Origin of the sequence: Ferrovum sp. JA12 (assembly GCF_001431705.1) — a bacterium.
Lineage (GTDB): Bacteria > Pseudomonadota > Gammaproteobacteria > Burkholderiales > Ferrovaceae > PN-J185.
The window spans coordinates 364548-380300 of sequence record NZ_LJWX01000001.1 but is presented as its reverse complement, the minus strand read 5'-3'; the positions used below and the strand labels follow the sequence as shown (position 1 = coordinate 380300).

The 15753-nt window shown below is 45.6% G+C and carries 16 protein-coding genes; 4 read left to right on the top strand and 12 right to left on the bottom strand.

Going from position 1 to position 15753, the window contains the following annotated elements:
• Nucleotides 1–24: 24 nt before the first annotated feature.
• On the bottom strand, nucleotides 25–1143 hold the full coding sequence (gene aroB, locus FERRO_RS02120; RefSeq protein ID WP_056929212.1) for a 3-dehydroquinate synthase: 1119 nt from the start codon (nucleotides 1141–1143) through the stop codon (nucleotides 25–27).
• Nucleotides 1130–1669, bottom strand: coding sequence for a shikimate kinase (locus tag FERRO_RS02115; RefSeq protein WP_056929211.1), 540 nt, complete (start codon nucleotides 1667–1669; stop codon nucleotides 1130–1132). Before FERRO_RS02115 ends, aroB begins: the two co-directional genes overlap by 14 nt.
• A gap of 61 nt (nucleotides 1670–1730) precedes the next feature.
• Between FERRO_RS02115 and FERRO_RS02110 the strand changes: the two genes are divergently transcribed.
• Together FERRO_RS02110 and FERRO_RS02105 are read left to right on the top strand one after the other, a co-directional pair.
• Entirely contained in the window at nucleotides 1731–3980 is a 2250-nt protein-coding gene (locus FERRO_RS02110; protein WP_160318086.1) for a penicillin-binding protein 1A, read from the top strand.
• A 5-nt stretch (nucleotides 3981–3985) separates the two neighbouring features.
• Entirely contained in the window at nucleotides 3986–4600 is a 615-nt protein-coding gene (locus FERRO_RS02105; protein WP_056929209.1) for a hypothetical protein, read from the top strand.
• Here FERRO_RS02105 and hemB read toward each other — a convergent pair.
• The 5 genes from hemB to thiD form a co-directional block, all read right to left on the bottom strand.
• Nucleotides 4570–5571: a porphobilinogen synthase gene (gene hemB, locus FERRO_RS02100; RefSeq protein ID WP_056929208.1), complete on the bottom strand. Its 1002-nt coding sequence runs from the start codon at nucleotides 5569–5571 to the stop codon at nucleotides 4570–4572. The two genes, FERRO_RS02105 and hemB, sit on opposite strands and share 31 nt — an antisense overlap.
• A 172-nt stretch (nucleotides 5572–5743) precedes the next feature.
• Nucleotides 5744–6367, bottom strand: a complete 624-nt coding sequence (yihA, locus tag FERRO_RS02095) for a ribosome biogenesis GTP-binding protein YihA/YsxC (RefSeq protein WP_056929207.1) — start codon at nucleotides 6365–6367, stop codon at nucleotides 5744–5746.
• A 12-nt stretch (nucleotides 6368–6379) separates the two neighbouring features.
• Entirely contained in the window at nucleotides 6380–7666 is a 1287-nt protein-coding gene (gene hemL / locus FERRO_RS02090; RefSeq protein WP_056929206.1) for a glutamate-1-semialdehyde 2,1-aminomutase, read from the bottom strand.
• On the bottom strand, nucleotides 7650–8318 hold the full coding sequence (gene thiE, locus FERRO_RS02085; RefSeq protein ID WP_056929205.1) for a thiamine phosphate synthase: 669 nt from the start codon (nucleotides 8316–8318) through the stop codon (nucleotides 7650–7652). Before thiE ends, hemL begins: the two co-directional genes overlap by 17 nt.
• The gene (gene thiD, locus FERRO_RS02080; RefSeq protein ID WP_056929204.1) at nucleotides 8305–9135 is read right to left on the bottom strand and encodes a bifunctional hydroxymethylpyrimidine kinase/phosphomethylpyrimidine kinase; all 831 of its coding nucleotides are present in this window, start codon (nucleotides 9133–9135) and stop codon (nucleotides 8305–8307) included. The genes thiE and thiD overlap by 14 nt, the downstream gene beginning before the upstream one ends.
• Nucleotides 9136–9252: 117 nt before the next feature.
• Here thiD and FERRO_RS02075 point away from each other — a divergent pair, with 117 nt between their 5' ends.
• Nucleotides 9253–9435 (top strand): rubredoxin, encoded by a 183-nt coding sequence (locus tag FERRO_RS02075; RefSeq protein WP_056929203.1) that lies wholly within the window; start codon nucleotides 9253–9255, stop codon nucleotides 9433–9435.
• On the opposite strand, the gene FERRO_RS02070 is transcribed toward FERRO_RS02075, so the two are convergent.
• Nucleotides 9432–10256, bottom strand: a complete 825-nt coding sequence (locus FERRO_RS02070) for an undecaprenyl-diphosphate phosphatase (protein WP_056929202.1) — start codon at nucleotides 10254–10256, stop codon at nucleotides 9432–9434. The two genes, FERRO_RS02075 and FERRO_RS02070, sit on opposite strands and share 4 nt — an antisense overlap.
• An 8-nt stretch (nucleotides 10257–10264) precedes the next feature.
• Nucleotides 10265–12169 (bottom strand): phosphomethylpyrimidine synthase ThiC, encoded by a 1905-nt coding sequence (gene thiC, locus FERRO_RS02065; protein ID WP_056929201.1) that lies wholly within the window; start codon nucleotides 12167–12169, stop codon nucleotides 10265–10267.
• Nucleotides 12170–12315: 146 nt separating this feature from the next.
• On the opposite strand from thiC, the gene FERRO_RS02060 reads away from it, so the two are divergent.
• Nucleotides 12316–12969, top strand: coding sequence for a protein-L-isoaspartate O-methyltransferase family protein (locus FERRO_RS02060; RefSeq protein WP_192839850.1), 654 nt, complete (start codon nucleotides 12316–12318; stop codon nucleotides 12967–12969).
• Here FERRO_RS02060 and greB read toward each other — a convergent pair whose 3' ends face one another.
• The 3 genes from greB to waaC are packed head-to-tail and all read right to left on the bottom strand — an operon-like array spanning nucleotide 12970 to nucleotide 15712.
• Complete coding sequence (greB, locus tag FERRO_RS02055; protein ID WP_056929200.1) at nucleotides 12970–13518, bottom strand: transcription elongation factor GreB; 549 nt, start codon at nucleotides 13516–13518, stop codon at nucleotides 12970–12972. It lies immediately after the preceding gene.
• Nucleotides 13515–14771, bottom strand: coding sequence for a 3-deoxy-D-manno-octulosonic acid transferase (locus FERRO_RS02050; protein ID WP_056929199.1), 1257 nt, complete (start codon nucleotides 14769–14771; stop codon nucleotides 13515–13517). The genes greB and FERRO_RS02050 overlap by 4 nt, the downstream gene beginning before the upstream one ends.
• Nucleotides 14768–15712 carry a lipopolysaccharide heptosyltransferase I gene (waaC, locus tag FERRO_RS02045; RefSeq protein ID WP_160318085.1) on the bottom strand — a complete coding sequence of 315 codons (945 nt, stop codon included), beginning with the start codon at nucleotides 15710–15712 and terminating at the stop codon, nucleotides 14768–14770. The genes FERRO_RS02050 and waaC overlap by 4 nt, the downstream gene beginning before the upstream one ends.
• Nucleotides 15713–15753 lie beyond the last annotated feature (41 nt).

The following is a 15753-nucleotide window of genomic DNA, read 5'->3' as shown; positions in this document are numbered from 1 at the left end:
CTACGGATTACGGATACCTAAACTTTAAACAGGCTTTTCATCGGGCGCACCAATCAATGAGCTACTTGCGGGCAAGAGAATATGCTCGATCACACGCTGATCCACATCGTTAAAAAGCATGGCTTCGCCAAGAGCGCGCAATAAAACATAACGGATTTTTCCTGCCTCCACTTTCTTGTCGCCACCCATTAAGGATAAATATTGACTGACCCCAAGGTCTGGAGCCTTAAGCGGTAAATGTAGTGCACGTGATAAAGCAATAATGCGCTGGAGGTCTGCTTGGCTAATCAACCCCAGTAGTTGAGAGACGGCGCTGGCCATTAGCATGCCAATGGCCACCGCTTCACCGTGAAGCCAGACTCCATAACCCATGCCCGTCTCAATGGCATGACCAAAGGTATGACCAAAATTAAGAAGTGCTCTGATTCCGGTAGTTTCATACTCGTCCTCTGCCACCACCTGTGCCTTATTCTGGCAAGAGCGGTAAATAGCTTCGCTGAGAGTTGTAGGATCACGTTGGTTAAGTTGTTCTGTATGGTTTTCAAGCCATTCTATAAAGTCTACATCACGGATAAAGCCATATTTAATCACTTCAGCTAAGCCAGCACGATATTCCCTATCGGGCAGTGTGGTCAGTGTATTGGTGTCAGCGAGCACCAAACGTGGTTGATGAAAAGCACCAATTAAATTCTTGCCCAAGGCATGATTAATTCCGGTTTTCCCTCCCACAGAGGAGTCCACCTGCGACAATAAAGTGGTTGGAATTTGAATAAAGGGCACACCACGTAAAAAAGTCGCGGCAGCAAAGCCAGTTAAATCACCAATCACTCCCCCGCCCAAAGCAATCACTGTTGAGCGGCGCTCAAATCGTGCTTTAACTAAAGCATCACAGATGAATTGATAGGAGGTGAAATTTTTATGGCTTTCACCGTCTGGCACTATACATTCATTAATGGCTAAGTCACCGGTATTTAAGGTGTTTTTTAAGGTGGATAAATATAAAGGTGCCACTATGTCATTAGTTACAATCATGACTTGCTTGCCGTTCAGATGGGGTTTTAGTAATGAAAAATTATCTAATAAGCCGCTACCAATATGAATAGGATAAGCCCGGCCAAATAAATCAACGCTAAGTGTTTTCATAAGTGGTGAGGTATGTATTAATGGTTTTTTCAATGGTGGTGACTAATTTATCAACACTGTGATTGCCTGTATCTACAGCAAAATGAGCAGTTTCTTGATAAAAGGGATCCCGTTCAATAAACAGTTGCTGTAATTTTTTAAGCGGGTCGGTATTTTGTAATAGGGGTCTTTGGCGATCCTTCTTGGTTCTTTTCCATAAATCCTCAACCCGTGCTCTGAGATAAATGGTGACGCCTTTTTGATGAAGACTTTGACGTGTTTCATTATTTAAAATTGCGCCGCCGCCAGTGGCCAGAACAATACCGGGTTTATCCACCAGCTCCTTAATTAGCTCAGCCTCGCGACAACGAAAGCCCGCCTCTCCCTCTAATTCAAAAATTGTGGCAATAGAGACTCCGGTACGCGTTTCCAGCTCATGGTCCGCATCGATAAATTCTAAATGGAGTTTTTTGGCCAACTGTTTACCTACAGTGGTTTTTCCAGCCCCCATTAAACCGATTAAAAAAATATTAGGAAATGTATTCATGCTGTTATTGTACCTGCGCACCGCATATAATGGCGAATAACCGATGACGAGATTGCCACTTATGTTATTTAAAAGACTGCTCATGCCCTTTGGTGTATTAATGGCCCTAGGCCTCATCGGGGCAGGATTGGTAGCCCTGGCCATGGCCTTAATTTACCCCAGCCTCCCGTCTCTCGAGGCGATGACAGATTATCGACCTAAGGTGCCGCTACGCGTGTTTACCGCAGATAATCAGTTAATCGGTGAGTTTGGCGAAGAAAAACGCATTGTTCTGAAATTACATGCTGTCCCACTGCGCATGCGCCAAGCCATTCTGGCGGCAGAGGATGATCGCTTCTATCAGCACGGGGCGGTAGATTATCAAGGAATTTTGAGGGCTCTTTTTGCGGATATTTTTTCTGGTAGTGCTAAAGAGGGCGCAAGTACCATTACCATGCAAGTGGCTCGTAATTTCTTTTTAAGTAACGAGCGCACCATAACTCGTAAAGTATCAGAAATTTTATTAGCTTATAAAATTGAGAGCAATCTCTCTAAAGATCAAATTTTAGAGCTCTATATTAATCAAATCTACCTCGGCCAACGTGCTTATGGTTTTGGTGCTGCCGCGTATGTGTATTACGGTAAAGCCCTTGATCAACTGTCAGTGTCTGAAATGGCTATGTTAGCAGGCTTACCCAAAGCTCCTTCGCGCTACAACCCGATGATTAATCCCAAACGGGCTGCCTTGAGGCAGCAATATGTATTACGCCGCATGCGTGAGTTAAATTATATCAATGTGGCTGAGTACAGCTATGCCATGGAGCATCCTGGGCATGTGGCAGATAGCCACTCTACTTACTCCGTTAAAGCGGATTATGTGGCTGAGATGGTGCGCCAATATATGGTTAAAGCCTACGGAGAAAGAGTTTATGGATTAGGCTATAAGGTTATAACCACCCTCTACAAAGCCAATCAAAATGCAGCCTTTGAGGCAGTTCGTCGTGGTGTGATGGCTTATGATCATCGTCACGGATACAGGGGACCTGAAGATAGCGTGGAGCTTCCTGATCACGCCATTACTGATGCAGACCTTGAGGATGCCTTGTCGGATTATGATGTGAGTAATGGGCTCTACCCTGCTGTAGTGGTAGATGCTTCAGTGCAGGAAGTGAGGGCCTACGTGAAATCCCTGGGGATGATGGTGTTGCGGGGTAATCAATTGTCTTTTGCGCATGCAGGACTTGTGGCTAACGCCAAGCAAAACATAAAGATTCAACGAGGATCTATTATTCGGTTAGAGCAAGATGAGGCGGGGCTATGGACCATTTCACAGTATCCCAAAGTGGAGTCAGCACTGGTTTCTTTAGATAGTCATACGGGAGCCATTCGCGCGTTAGTAGGCGGGTTTGATTTTGATAACAGTAAATATAATCATGCCTTACAAGCCTATCGACAACCTGGCTCGAGCTTTAAACCCTTTATCTATTCAGCCGCCCTTGAAAAAGGCTATATGCCCGCCACCTTAATGGATGATTTGCCTCTGACTATTAATGATCCAAATATTAATGGCGGGCAGCCATGGCAACCCCATAATTACGAAAATGAATATCTGGGTCCGATGCCACTGCGTTTGGCCTTGGCCAAATCTAAAAATATGGTGGCTATTCGTTTGCTGCGCGCCATAACTCCTGCCTATGCCCATCAGTATATTACCCGCTTTGGTTTTGAAGCAGATCGCCATCCTCCTTATTTGAGTATGGCTCTGGGATCAGGGTTAGCCACTCCTATGCAAATGGCCTCTGCCTATGCCGTCTTTGCTAACGGAGGCTTTCGTATCAAACCTTTTTATATTGATCATATTGTGGATGCAAAAGGCAAAATCATCAGTCAAACCATTCCTCATATCGCAGGGGAGGGGGCGGAACAGGTCATTGATGAGCGCAACGCGTTTATCATGCGCAGCATGCTCAAGGAAGTGATCCTACAAGGTACGGCAGTAAAAGCACAGGTATTAGGACGCAGTGATTTAGCGGGCAAGACTGGGACGACTAATGACTTAGTAGATGCTTGGTTTACAGGTTTTCAGCCTTCCTTAGTGGCCGTGGCATGGGTGGGGTTTGATAAACCGAGTACTTTGGGTTCTGGGGAAACCGGCGCCCATGCCGCGCTACCCATTTGGATTGATTATATGAACGTAGCACTCAGAGGAGTCCCTGAGAGCACTGAGAGCATCCCAACTGGTGTGGCTTATGTGCCGATTAACCCTGCCACAGGCAAACCCGATAAAGCGGGCTCGGTGATGGATTATGTTTATACAGATACCACGCAATAACCACTATGGCACAAGGTAAAGCACGCCAACGTGAACAGTTGGCTTACTTAACGGCGCGAATTCTGGCCGAGGACGGTTCTTTGGATTTTGATCAAGCTAGACGAAAAGCTGCTCGTCAAGCTGGGGTCCATAAGGCACAACATTTACCAGATAAGCATGAGATTGAGGCAGCCTTAAGAAGTTGGCAAAGTCTGTATCAGGGACAAGAGTTACCTCAAAGACGAGCACAATTGCGTCGCCTGGCCCTCAAGATCATGCAAAGATTTGAGGAGTTTAACCCCTATCTTGTGGGGGCAGTGTTAAGTGGTCACCCTGGAACTCATTGCGATATTACGATTCAGCTTTATTCTGACTTCCAGAAAGAGCTTGAAATAGTACTGTTAAATCAAAGAATAGAGGTTAGTGGTCAGAGTAGGGCGGTAAAACTGGGTGAGCGCACATTTAATGTTGAGATCTATTCGTTTGATGAAGAAGGGGTTGTTATCAACTTACATGTGTTCCCCAAAAATGCTGAGCGATTAATTCCTAAGAACACGGATAAACGCGCTCTGGATCGAGCGCGTATAAGGCAGTTACAAGAGTTAATTAATCAAGAGGACTGCAACATTTCAGCGGCTTGAATGGCAAAGTATGTGAGAATTCCATCAGCTCCTGCCCGTTTAAAAGCCAACAACGACTCTACAATACACTTTTTATCCAGCCAGCCTGAATTAATGGCTCCTTGAAGCATAGCGTATTCACCGCTCACTTGATAAACAAAAGTAGGAACCTTAAAGGTTTCTTTTACGCGATAAACAATGTCGAGATAGGGCATACCAGGCTTTACCATCACCATATCAGCCCCTTCCTCTAAATCGAGACCTACTTCCCAGAGAGCTTCGTTACTGTTAGCAGGGTCCATTTGGTAGGTTTCTTTACTGCCTTTACCCAGCTGTTTTGCCGACCCCACTGCATCACGAAAAGGGCCATAGAAACTAGAGGCATATTTGGCAGAATAGGCCATGATTCTGGTATGAATAAAGTGATGCTTGTCCAATTCCCCACGAATTATTCCCACTCGTCCATCCATCATATCTGAGGGAGCCACCACATCTGCCCCGGCCTGAGCTTCTACCAGGGCTTGTTTAGCCAATGCATTGAGAGTGTCTTCATTCATCACATACCCACGCTCATCAATAATGCCGTCCTGTCCGTGACTTGTGTAAGGATCAAGGGCCACATCCGTGATGAGACCAAGCTCAGGAAAGCGTTCTTTAAGCACGTGCACGGTGCGTGGCAATAATCCCTCAGGATTCCACGCTTCTTCGGCGTTGAGGGTTTTTTTGCTGCTATCAATCACTGGAAATAAAGCTAAAGCAGGAATACCGAGGCGCAGGCAACGCTCAGCAGTAAAACACAGTTTATCGATACTTTGTCGGTGGATACCGGGCATCGAGGGCACTACTTGCTCACTGTTTATCCCCTCAATAACAAAGACAGGATAGATTAAGTCATTGTTTATTAACGTATTTTCTTGAACAAGACGGCGCGTAAAAGAGTCGAAACGGTTACGTCTTGGGCGACGGATCGGAAATTTACCTAATACGTGCATACACAATTCCTTTAAAAATTAAAAATGATTGAACTTTATCATTTAACCCTCACTCTATAACGGTGTTAGTCATTATTATTATTAATGACCAACACCTGCTCTCTCCCTATGCAGGTGCCTTATCTTATAAAGGCCTTCACCCCCTACCCTTCCCAATTGTAGGGGGTTTTTTTTACCCTTCTTTTTCTAAGTTATTGCCTTCATTGTCTTTTTTGAAAAAAGAATGTAGCAGTTCCGTCACCTCATCAAAGCCCTGACGATTATGACTAGAAAAGGGTATGACGTGATAAGGGAGCTTTAAGGATTTTAACTCCTCTTTCACCTCTTGTAATACTTTGGTTTGTCCACCTCGACCCAACTTATCCGCTTTAGTTAACAAAATAAGTAAGGGTTTGCCTGTGGGCTCAAACCACTCAAGTAACTGACGATCTAAAGGGGTCAATGGGTGACGAATATCCATTAACACCACCAAGGCCCGGAGTGAGTCGCGATAGGTTAAGTATTGAGACAGCAGTTTTTGCCAATGCAACTTCACTGAGAGTGGCACCTCAGCATAGCCATATCCTGGTAAATCCACTAAAAAGCAGTCATCTCCCAGTGAAAAGTAGTTAATATGCTGCGTTCTTCCGGGAGTCTTACTGGTAAAGGCCAGTTTTCTTTGCTGCGTTAAACAGTTAATGGCGCTGGATTTGCCGGCGTTAGAGCGACCGGCAAAGGCAACTTCCACAATATTATCTGGGGGCAAGCCCTGCCAGTCGTTGACAGTAATAAAAAATTTAGCTTGCTGAAAATTCACTGTCTTTTATCCTTAATTCGCCAGTTGGCAAAATACCTTTTCTGCTGCCTCAAGGGTTTCGTGAAGTTCTTGGGTACCATGAACCGTGGACACAAAGCCTGCTTCAAAGGCTGAGGGTGCAAAATACACTCCTTCGTTAAGCATGCCATGGAAAAATCGCTTAAATAACGCATTATCGGCACCCATCACTTCCTTGAGATTCGTTGGGCATTGTGCTTGAAAATGTAAGCCAAACATGCCACCTACGGCGCACGATGACAGATTAAAACCATACCGCTCAGCAATATTAGTGATACCATCCATCACCGCTCGTGTCATGTCTCCTAGGCGTTCATATAAACCTGGCTCACTCGCCAGTTGTAAATTAATTAAACCGGCGGTCACCGCAACAGGATTACCTGACAGTGTACCCGCTTGATAAACCGGACCCAAAGGAGCCAAATGCTCCATGATCTCACGTCTACCACCAAAAGCGGCAAGCGGCATGCCACCACCAATTACTTTACCCAATGTGGTTAAGTCTGGGGTGATACCATAAATGGACTGTGCTCCTCCCAGAGCCACTCTAAAACCTGTCATCACTTCATCAAAAATAAGTATTGCCCCGTATTCTTGAGTCACCTCACGACAAGTCTGTAAGAAAGAATGGTGAGGCAGTACCATATTCATGTTACCCGCAATAGGTTCCACAATAATGGCTGCAATACTGTCGCCATATTCTTTAAAACATGCTTGTAAAGCATCCACATCGTTGTAGGGTAAGACTAGCGTGTGCGAAGCTAAATCAGCAGGGATACCCTTTGAGTCAGGTTGCCCAAGAGTGAGGGCTCCGGAGCCTGCCTTAACTAGCAGCGCATCACCGTGACCATGATAACAGCCATCAAATTTAACTATATTCGTGCGACCGGTGAAACCGCGCGCGAGCCGAATGGCGCTCATAGTGGCCTCTGTGCCAGAGCTTGTGAGACGAACCATTTCCAGGGAGGGCATTAGAGAGATAAGGCGCTCGGCAAGATTAATTTCAAGCTCCGTGGGTGCACCAAAGCTCATGCCGTCTTGAGCAATCGCACATACGCCTTGAACAATCTCTGGATTAGCGTGGCCATGTAATAAAGGACCCCAAGAACACACATAGTCAATATACTCTTGCCCTGCGGCGTCCCAAAAACGGGGTCCTTTTCCTTTTTTAAAAAAACGTGGCGTTCCTCCTACACTGCGGAAGGCGCGCACGGGTGAGTTGACCCCACCTGGGATTACCAGCTGGGCGCGATCAAATAGCTTTTCATTGGACGTGGTCATGGTGCATCCTTGATTCAGTAATAAGTTGTTGAAATTGTTGGATGGTAGTACTCAACCGCTCTAGGTTTGACAGAGCACTCACCACCGCAATGGCTTGTGCTCCGGCATTTAAGACCTGCGCTGCATTATGGGGAGTGATACCGCCTATGGCAACTAGCCCAACTTGAGCGATACTCCACTCATGAGAGCGAAAGAGGGTTAAGGGTGCTGCCAGAGCATGGGGTTTGGTGGTTGATGGAAAAACACTGCCAAAAGCCACATAATGGGCGCCATTTTCATGAGCCCTCTGAGCTAATTCTAGGCTTTGATAGCAAGAAGCCCCCACCATTAGCGAGTGATTGTGATAGTGTTTTGCCAATTCGCTAAGAGACAAATCTTCTGCTCCTAAATGAACCCCATAGGCGTTAACTTCCAGGGCTAAGTCCACGTTATCGTTAATAATAAGATAACCGTGGTGTTCCAGTAACAGTTCCTGAAGGCATCGTGCTTCCTCCAGTTGTCTTGGTGCAGAGAGATGTTTTCTGCGGTATTGAAACCACAATACCCCATGTTGCAATAGAATCTCTGCCCAGCCAAGGAGTTCTTGCAAGGGTAAGGATTCTGGCGTAATGGCATAAAGACCCGTTGGTGTTGCGAATTTAATGTGTGTCACCCGCTTGCCGATCCTCTCGTGCCCAGAATAAGCGATCTGGTATTCGTTGCCCCATCCCCAAACGGAAGGCGTCTTTTAGGGTTTGCCAGGTATATTCCTGTGCCTCAGCCACGGCTTCGGCAATGTCTAAGCCTTGCGCGAGACCTGCAGCGATGGCAGAGCTTAAGGTGCATCCTGAGCCATGGTAGCTACCAGCTAGTCTCTCCCAACCATCGGCGCGAATCACGCCTTCACGGCCGTAGAGAGTATTGATCACTTGCGTAGTATGATGGTGAGTTCCCGTAATTAGGACGTATTCACAACCTGTGGCGAGAATTTCCTCGGCCGCCAGGTTTAAGTCTTGATGGTCTTCTTCTTGACTGTCATCGGCGGTAAGTCGCAGTATTTCAAGGGTGTTTGGCGTGATGATAGTGGACTGAGGAATGATTAAATCTTTCATAGCAGCGATCATGTCTTCAGAAGCCAGTTCATCACCGCGACCACTTGCAAAGATGGGATCCAGCACCAAGGGAATCTCTGGGTAATCAGAGACAATTTCAGCAATGGCCGCAATACTCTCAAGGCTGCCCAGTACCCCAAGCTTAAACACAGCCACTGGCACGTCCTCAAGAATACAGCGCGCTTGATCCGCCACCCACTCTGCATCCAGAGGAAAAATGTCTTCCACGCCTGTGGTGTCTTGGACGGTGACGGCGGTGACTACCGATAGAGGATGACATCCCATACTGGATAAAGTCATAATGTCAGCTTGTAATCCGGCCCCTCCGCTAGGATCGGTGGCGGCGAAGACAAGCACTGCGGGTGGTGGAGTGGTCATGATACAGTTGCTCTTAAGGGCGTCCGGTTTTATGATGTTTGTTTTATGTGTTAGCACAGTTAAACTCTGTTGACTAACCTATGTCTTATCATTTTAACTCAATTCTTTAGGAAAAGTATGAATACAGCAGCACCTTTTAAAACCTATTTATGTCTTATTTGTGGTTATATTTACGATGAAGAACAGGGCGACCCTGAGGAAGGGTTAGCTCCAGGAACCCGTTGGGAAGATGTTCCTGTGAATTGGGTCTGCCCGGAATGCGGCGCTAGGAAAGAAGATTTTGAAATGATTGAAATCTAACCATTACTCCAATCTACCCATCCTTGGTAGGCAGTAATGAGAATTAATACGCCAAACAAAATTCGATAGATAGCAAAAGAGGTGAAGCGGTGACCACTGACAAAGCGTAAGAGCGCGCGAACAGTGACAAAAGCAAATATAAAAGAAAATAAACTGCCTACAGCAAAGAGAGTAATATCTTCACGATGAAAGAGGTGGTGATACTTAACAACTTCGTAGAGTGTCGCTGCAAACAAAGTGGGGATGGCGAGAAAAAAAGAAAACTCTGTGGCAGCTTGCCTGGATAAACCAAAAAACAAAGCTCCCATAATCGTGGCCCCTGAGCGTGAGGTGCCGGGAATCAAGGCTAAGGATTGGCAAAAACCGATTTTCAGGGCGGTTCGCCAATCCATATCGTCCACACGATGAATGATGGTTTTGTTTTGTCTTGACTCAATCCATAAAATAAAGAAAGCGCCGATGATAAAAGCCAAGGCAACTGGCAGAGGTGCGAATAAAGACGCTTTAATTTTTTTTGCAAAAAGTAAGCCTAATACTGCGGCGGGTAAGAAAGCGAGTAGGAGATTGGCCACAAAGCGTTGTGCTGATTTTTGGCTGGGTAACTCAGTAATAACCTGTGAAATTTTTCGTCGATATTCCCAACACACCGCTAAAATAGCGGCAAATTGTATAACGATTTCAAATACTTTGCCCTTCTCATCATTAAAATGTAATAAGCTACCTGCTAAAATCAAATGGCCCGTAGAGGATACTGGTAAGAACTCCGTTAATCCCTCCACGGTCCCTAATAGTGCCGCTTTTATCAGTAATAAACTACTCATACTTACCCCTACAATTTCTTGTATAAATCATGCCCAGTATGACTAAATTCCTGGGCTTTTTCAGCCATGCCTTGAGTGAGCGCTTGCTCATCGCTTACGCCAACGGATTTCGCGTAATCACGGACGTCTTGTGTGATTTTCATAGAACAAAAATGCGGACCACACATGGAGCAAAAATGAGCCAGTTTAGCTCCCTCTTGAGGCAGTGTCTCATCATGGAATTCACGGGCTTTATCTGGGTCAAGACCTAGATTGAATTGATCTTCCCAGCGGAACTCAAAGCGCGCTTTAGAGAGCGCGTTGTCTCTGATTTGTGCTCCAGGATGGCCCTTAGCCAGATCCGCCGCATGGGCGGCAATCTTATAGGCCATGATGCCGTCCTTCACATCGTTTTTATCAGGCAATCCCAAATGCTCCTTGGGTGTCACATAGCAGAGCATGGCGGTACCAAACCAGCCGATCATAGCGGCTCCTATGGCTGAGGTGATATGGTCATAACCGGGTGCTATATCTGTGGTGAGAGGACCAAGGGTATAAAAAGGAGCTTCGTGACAAAGCTTTAATTGCCAGTCCATATTTTCTTTGATCTTATGCATCGGTACATGCCCAGGTCCCTCAATCATGGTTTGTACATCATGACGCCAGGCAATGGTGGTTAATTCCCCTAAGGTCTCCAGTTCTGCGATTTGAGCACGATCATTGGCGTCATAGATGGATCCTGGGCGAAGGCCGTCACCCAAGGAGAAGCTCACATCATAGGCTTTCATGATGTCGCAAATATCTTCAAAATGGGTATAGAGGAAGTTTTCTTTATGGTGCGCCAAACACCATTTAGCGAGGATAGAGCCACCGCGTGACACAATTCCTGTCATTCTCTGGGCGGTAAGGGGAATGTAAGCTAAGCGAACACCAGCGTGGATTGTAAAATAATCTACCCCCTGTTCTGCCTGTTCAATTAAGGTGTCCTTGAAAATTTCCCAGGTAAGCTCCTCGGCTTTCCCATCTACTTTTTCTAAGGCTTGATAGATGGGCACTGTGCCAATGGGGACTGGTGAATTACGAATAATCCACTCGCGGGTTTCATGAATGTTTTTACCGGTGGATAAATCCATCACAGTATCCCCACCCCAGCGAATAGCCCAAGTCATTTTTTCAACTTCTTCTTGAATACTAGAACCCAGCGCTGAATTACCAATATTAGCGTTTATTTTAACCAAGAAGTTACGACCAATAATCATCGGTTCTATTTCAGTATGGTTAATATTGGCAGGAATTATAGCTCGTCCAAGAGCCACTTCTGAGCGTACAAACTCTGGTGTAATAAGAGCGGGTATGGCGGCATCAAAGGAGTGTCCTTGATGTTGCTCAGCGAGTAGGCGATGGATGTCTTGTCCTTGTGCCTTAAATGCTTCCAGCATTTCTTCACGTCGCGAGTTTTCACGTAGGGCTATGAACTCCATTTCAGGTGTAATAATACCCTGACGTGCATAGTGCATTTGTGTCACATTGTGTCCAGGTAGTGCACGGCGTGGTTGGCGTTTTAATTCAAAACGGAAACTTGCTAGTTGCGGATCCGTTAAGCGTTCTTGCCCAAAAGTAGAAGTGGGTCCTGTTAATAACTCCGTATCACCACGCTCTTCAATCCATTTTTCACGCAAGGCATTGAGGCCTTGGCGAATATCAATATTGACCTGTGGGTCAGTGTAGGGGCCTGAGGTATCATAAACAGTGATCGGAGGATTCGACTCATCACCCTGTTGACTCGGGGTTGGGTTTTGTGAAATCTCCCGCATTGGAACCCTGATGTCAGGGCGAGAGCCGGTAACATAAATTTTCCGTGAGCGCGGCAGAGGTTGAATGGCATTCTCATCAACGCTAGCGTTTTGTGATAAAAATGGGGGTTTTGCATTCATGGACAAATAACTCCAGCAAATAATAACAAATGAATTAGACTATGAGTGTACCTTGAAAAGTAGATTTCGTCCCTTAACGAGAGAGTTTCTTTTTAAATTTAAGGTTTTTGGTAGAATAAAGTTTTTTAAACGCCTTGGAGTCATTCGTGAATATTGAGCAAGCCCGTTTTAATATGGTTGAGCAACAAATTCGTCCTTGGGATGTGCTAAACATTACTGTTCTTGATTTGTTGTATGAGGTAAAAAGAGAAGATTTTGTTCCTCAGCAGTATCGGAATATGGCTTTTATGGATACCGAAATTCCTCTTGCCCATGGAGAAGCGATGCTCTCTCCTAAATTAGAGGCGCGACTTCTTCAGTCGCTGGCCTTAAAGGATAATCATAAGGTATTGGAAATTGGTACCGGTAGCGGTTACATGGCAGCGCTCATCAGCCGCTTAGCTCATTCTGTGACAACCCTTGAAATTCACCATGATTTGGCCCAACAAGCACAAACTAAATTAACCCACCATGGCCATCATAATGTGTCCGTAATCATTGGTGATGGCGCTAAAAGTTATGGTGATGCAAAAACTTGGGATACAATTTTGTTAAGCGGTTCAGTGCCACAATTACCCCAAGTGTTTCTTGATACGCTAGCGGTTGGCGGGACGTTGGTGGCGGTAGTGGGTGTTTCTCCCACCATGGCAGTGACTCGGATTAAACGTGTGGGTGAGAAGGATTATCATAGTGAAGTGTTATTCGAAACGGTGGTTCCGGCTTTGCATCACATAGCGAAAGCGTCACGTTTTGAGTTTTAATCACTCTTCTTCATAGCTCACCGATAGAATATCTATCTCCCGTCTGCCAGAAGGGCTAAGAAAACTGATATGGTCCCCCTCATGAGCTTTTAATAGGGCCTTAGCGATGGGGGAAATCCAACTGATTTTACCCATTGAAGGATTGGTTTCATCAATGCCGACAATTTGTAGACGCTGCTCATGACCCTGGTCATCGCTCATTAACACATAGGCGCCAAAAAAAATTTGATCATTACCCTTTTGCAACGAGGGGTCTACAACTTGAGCTATTTCTAAGCGTTTAACTAAAAAACGCAATCGTCGATCTATTTCTCTGAGGCGACGTTTGCCATAGATATAATCGCCATTTTCAGAGCGATCGCCGTTAGAGGCTGCCCAGGCTACCGTTTCCACTATCTTCGGACGTTCCTCACGAATGAGCCACTCCATTTCAGCTCGAAGGCGCGCAAACCCTTCGGGTGTGATGTAATTGGGGCCTTTGATGGGTGGACCAGATGGTTGCGGCTCATCCTCATCCTGATCTGTTTCTTTAGTAAAGGCTTTGTTCATAGTTTGCTGTGGGCTATTTGGCGTTGGATTAGTGTCAAAATGGTGCTGGTGGCACCTTGATGGGTGAGGGTGAAGTGTTGTCCAGCCTCACCCATAGCGGTTCTTTTGCGGGTGTCATTTAAGAGTTGTGGAATGATACTCAATAATTCGTCGGTTTTTTCAAAACGCACTGCAGCTCCTGCATCCAAGGCGAAATGCACCGCTTCTTGAAAGTTATAAGTGTGTGGACCCACAATCACAGGGCAACCCATGGCGGTGGCTTCAATAAGATTTTGGCCGCCAAAGGGTAAGATACTGCCGCCCATCACGGCAAGATCTGCCCCTTGATAATAGTTACCCATCTCACCCATGCTGTCACCTAACAATACCCCTACGTTATCTGGGATCGGTTGCTGTTGGCTGCGGCGTATAAAACGAATATTTTTCTTATGGAGCAGCGCGGCCACCTCTTGAAAGCGTTGTGGGTGTCGAGGAACAAGGATTAACAGTTGATGCTCTATATTCAAGCGCTGGAAAAGATTAATGATGATTTCTTCTTCACCGGGTCGGGTACTTGCGGCAAGCCATACTTTTCGCTCTTGAGACCACAACCGTCTTAGATTGTCCTGGGAGTTTTGTTGTAGTGCTCTTGCTGCGTCAAATTTGATATTGCCAACCACTACCACCTCTTGAGCGCCTAATAGTTTAAAGCGCTCGGCATCTTGGGCCGACTGGGTAGCAATAACGCTTAGCTGCTGCAAAATGTTTTTTGTTAAGGGTTGGTAACGTTGGTAGCGCTCATAGGAGCGTTGCGATAACCTAGCGTTGACCAATAAAAGGGGAATAGACTGTTGGTGGCATTGACTAATTAATTCAGGCCAAATTTCGGTTTCTAACAGAATCCCCAAGTCAGGTTGAAGACGATTTAAAAAACGTTTTACAGCACCAGGTGTGTCATAGGGAAGGTAATAACGCAAAGCTAAAGTGTTGAGAACTCTTTCCTCTGTACTCCTTCCAGTAGGGGTCATGTGGGTGAGAATAATCTTATGATCTGGATATAAGATGTTAATTTGTTGAATTAAAGAAACAGCAGCTCGAGTCTCACCCACTGAGACGGCATGCAGCCAAATTACAGGGCCTTGTTTAATCAATGGAATAAAACCTAAACGCTCTAACCAGTGTTGACGATAACGTGAATCTAGGCGACTTTTCCACAGCAGGCGTAAAAAAGCAAAGGGTAAGAGAAGGGCAATAATAAAACGATAACGAATCATAGACACAATTTTAAAATAGATTCCACATCAGGCACCATACCTATTCCACCAACATTAGTGGCCCGTTCGCCACCATACACTCCAGTAGCTTGTGGATCGGTGTCCGTATAAATTGCAATGACTTTTTGTTTTAAAGCTACTGCTAGGTGGGTAAGTCCCGTGTCAACGCCAACCACCCACTCAGCCTCTTGTAATAGGCTCGCTAATGTGGTGAGATCGAGTCTTGGTAGTGCGATGGCGTGATCAATCTGTTGAGCAATGTGTTGTGCTCTATTTTCTTCCTTAATGTTTCCTGAAGGAAGTAAAACGGTAATCCCCATGCGTGCTAAATGATGCCCTAAGCGAATCCATGAATCCACTGGCCACTCTTTACTGGTTCGGCTTGTAGCATGAAGAAATACTACCCAAGGGGTACTAGGTCGCAAAGTGGGTGATAAAGGAGGCGCGACAATTCCGTAATCAACAGGAGTATCAGGAGTGTACCCCAATACCTGTCCTAATAATTGACGATTACGCTCCACCGCATGAAGCTGCCAGGAGATATGATGGGTATATTGGTAGCACAAGGACGCCAAGGGTTCACGAATACTGTCCCAGTGATAACCGTGGCGAAGTCCAGGTAATACTCTGCAAAGCAGTGCACTCTTCAGCAAACCTTGGCAATCCACGGACAGATCATAGGATTCTGTATTGATGTTTTTTATAACGTTAACCAATTCGTACCAATTGGAAATATGTAGCCAATGCTTTTTCCAGCGTCGCAGTGCAACAGCTTGAATTCGATTTAAACCCTTGTGAAGTTGAGGAATATCTCTAAAGGATTCTTCTACGAGCCAATCCACTTTAAGGGATGGATTAAAACGTAGGGCATCCGTTAGAGCAGGTAGTGCATGAATAACATCCCCCAATGATGAGGTTTTAATTAGTAGAAGTTTTGTCATGAGAGCATTGTAGGATGCTGGCATTAAACTGGCTATATTTT

Excerpts from the sequence above, each read along its gene's own strand:
- FERRO_RS02115 (WP_056929211.1), bottom strand. The coding sequence starts at position 1,669 with ATGAATACATTTCCTAATATTTTTTTAATCGGTTTAATGGGGGCTGGA.
- waaC (WP_160318085.1), bottom strand. The coding sequence starts at position 15,712 with ATGACAAAACTTCTACTAATTAAAACCTCATCATTGGGGGATGTTATT.
- FERRO_RS02110 (WP_160318086.1), top strand. The coding sequence starts at position 1,731 with ATGTTATTTAAAAGACTGCTCATGCCCTTTGGTGTATTAATGGCCCTA.
- aroB (WP_056929212.1), bottom strand. The coding sequence starts at position 1,143 with ATGAAAACACTTAGCGTTGATTTATTTGGCCGGGCTTATCCTATTCAT.
- FERRO_RS02075 (WP_056929203.1), top strand. The coding sequence starts at position 9,253 with ATGAATACAGCAGCACCTTTTAAAACCTATTTATGTCTTATTTGTGGT.
- greB (WP_056929200.1), bottom strand. The coding sequence starts at position 13,518 with ATGAACAAAGCCTTTACTAAAGAAACAGATCAGGATGAGGATGAGCCG.
- hemB (WP_056929208.1), bottom strand. The coding sequence starts at position 5,571 with ATGCACGTATTAGGTAAATTTCCGATCCGTCGCCCAAGACGTAACCGT.
- FERRO_RS02070 (WP_056929202.1), bottom strand. The coding sequence starts at position 10,256 with ATGAGTAGTTTATTACTGATAAAAGCGGCACTATTAGGGACCGTGGAG.
- thiD (WP_056929204.1), bottom strand. The coding sequence starts at position 9,135 with ATGACCACTCCACCACCCGCAGTGCTTGTCTTCGCCGCCACCGATCCT.
- FERRO_RS02050 (WP_056929199.1), bottom strand. The coding sequence starts at position 14,771 with ATGATTCGTTATCGTTTTATTATTGCCCTTCTCTTACCCTTTGCTTTT.
- thiC (WP_056929201.1), bottom strand. The coding sequence starts at position 12,169 with ATGAATGCAAAACCCCCATTTTTATCACAAAACGCTAGCGTTGATGAG.
- FERRO_RS02105 (WP_056929209.1), top strand. The coding sequence starts at position 3,986 with ATGGCACAAGGTAAAGCACGCCAACGTGAACAGTTGGCTTACTTAACG.
- hemL (WP_056929206.1), bottom strand. The coding sequence starts at position 7,666 with ATGACCACGTCCAATGAAAAGCTATTTGATCGCGCCCAGCTGGTAATC.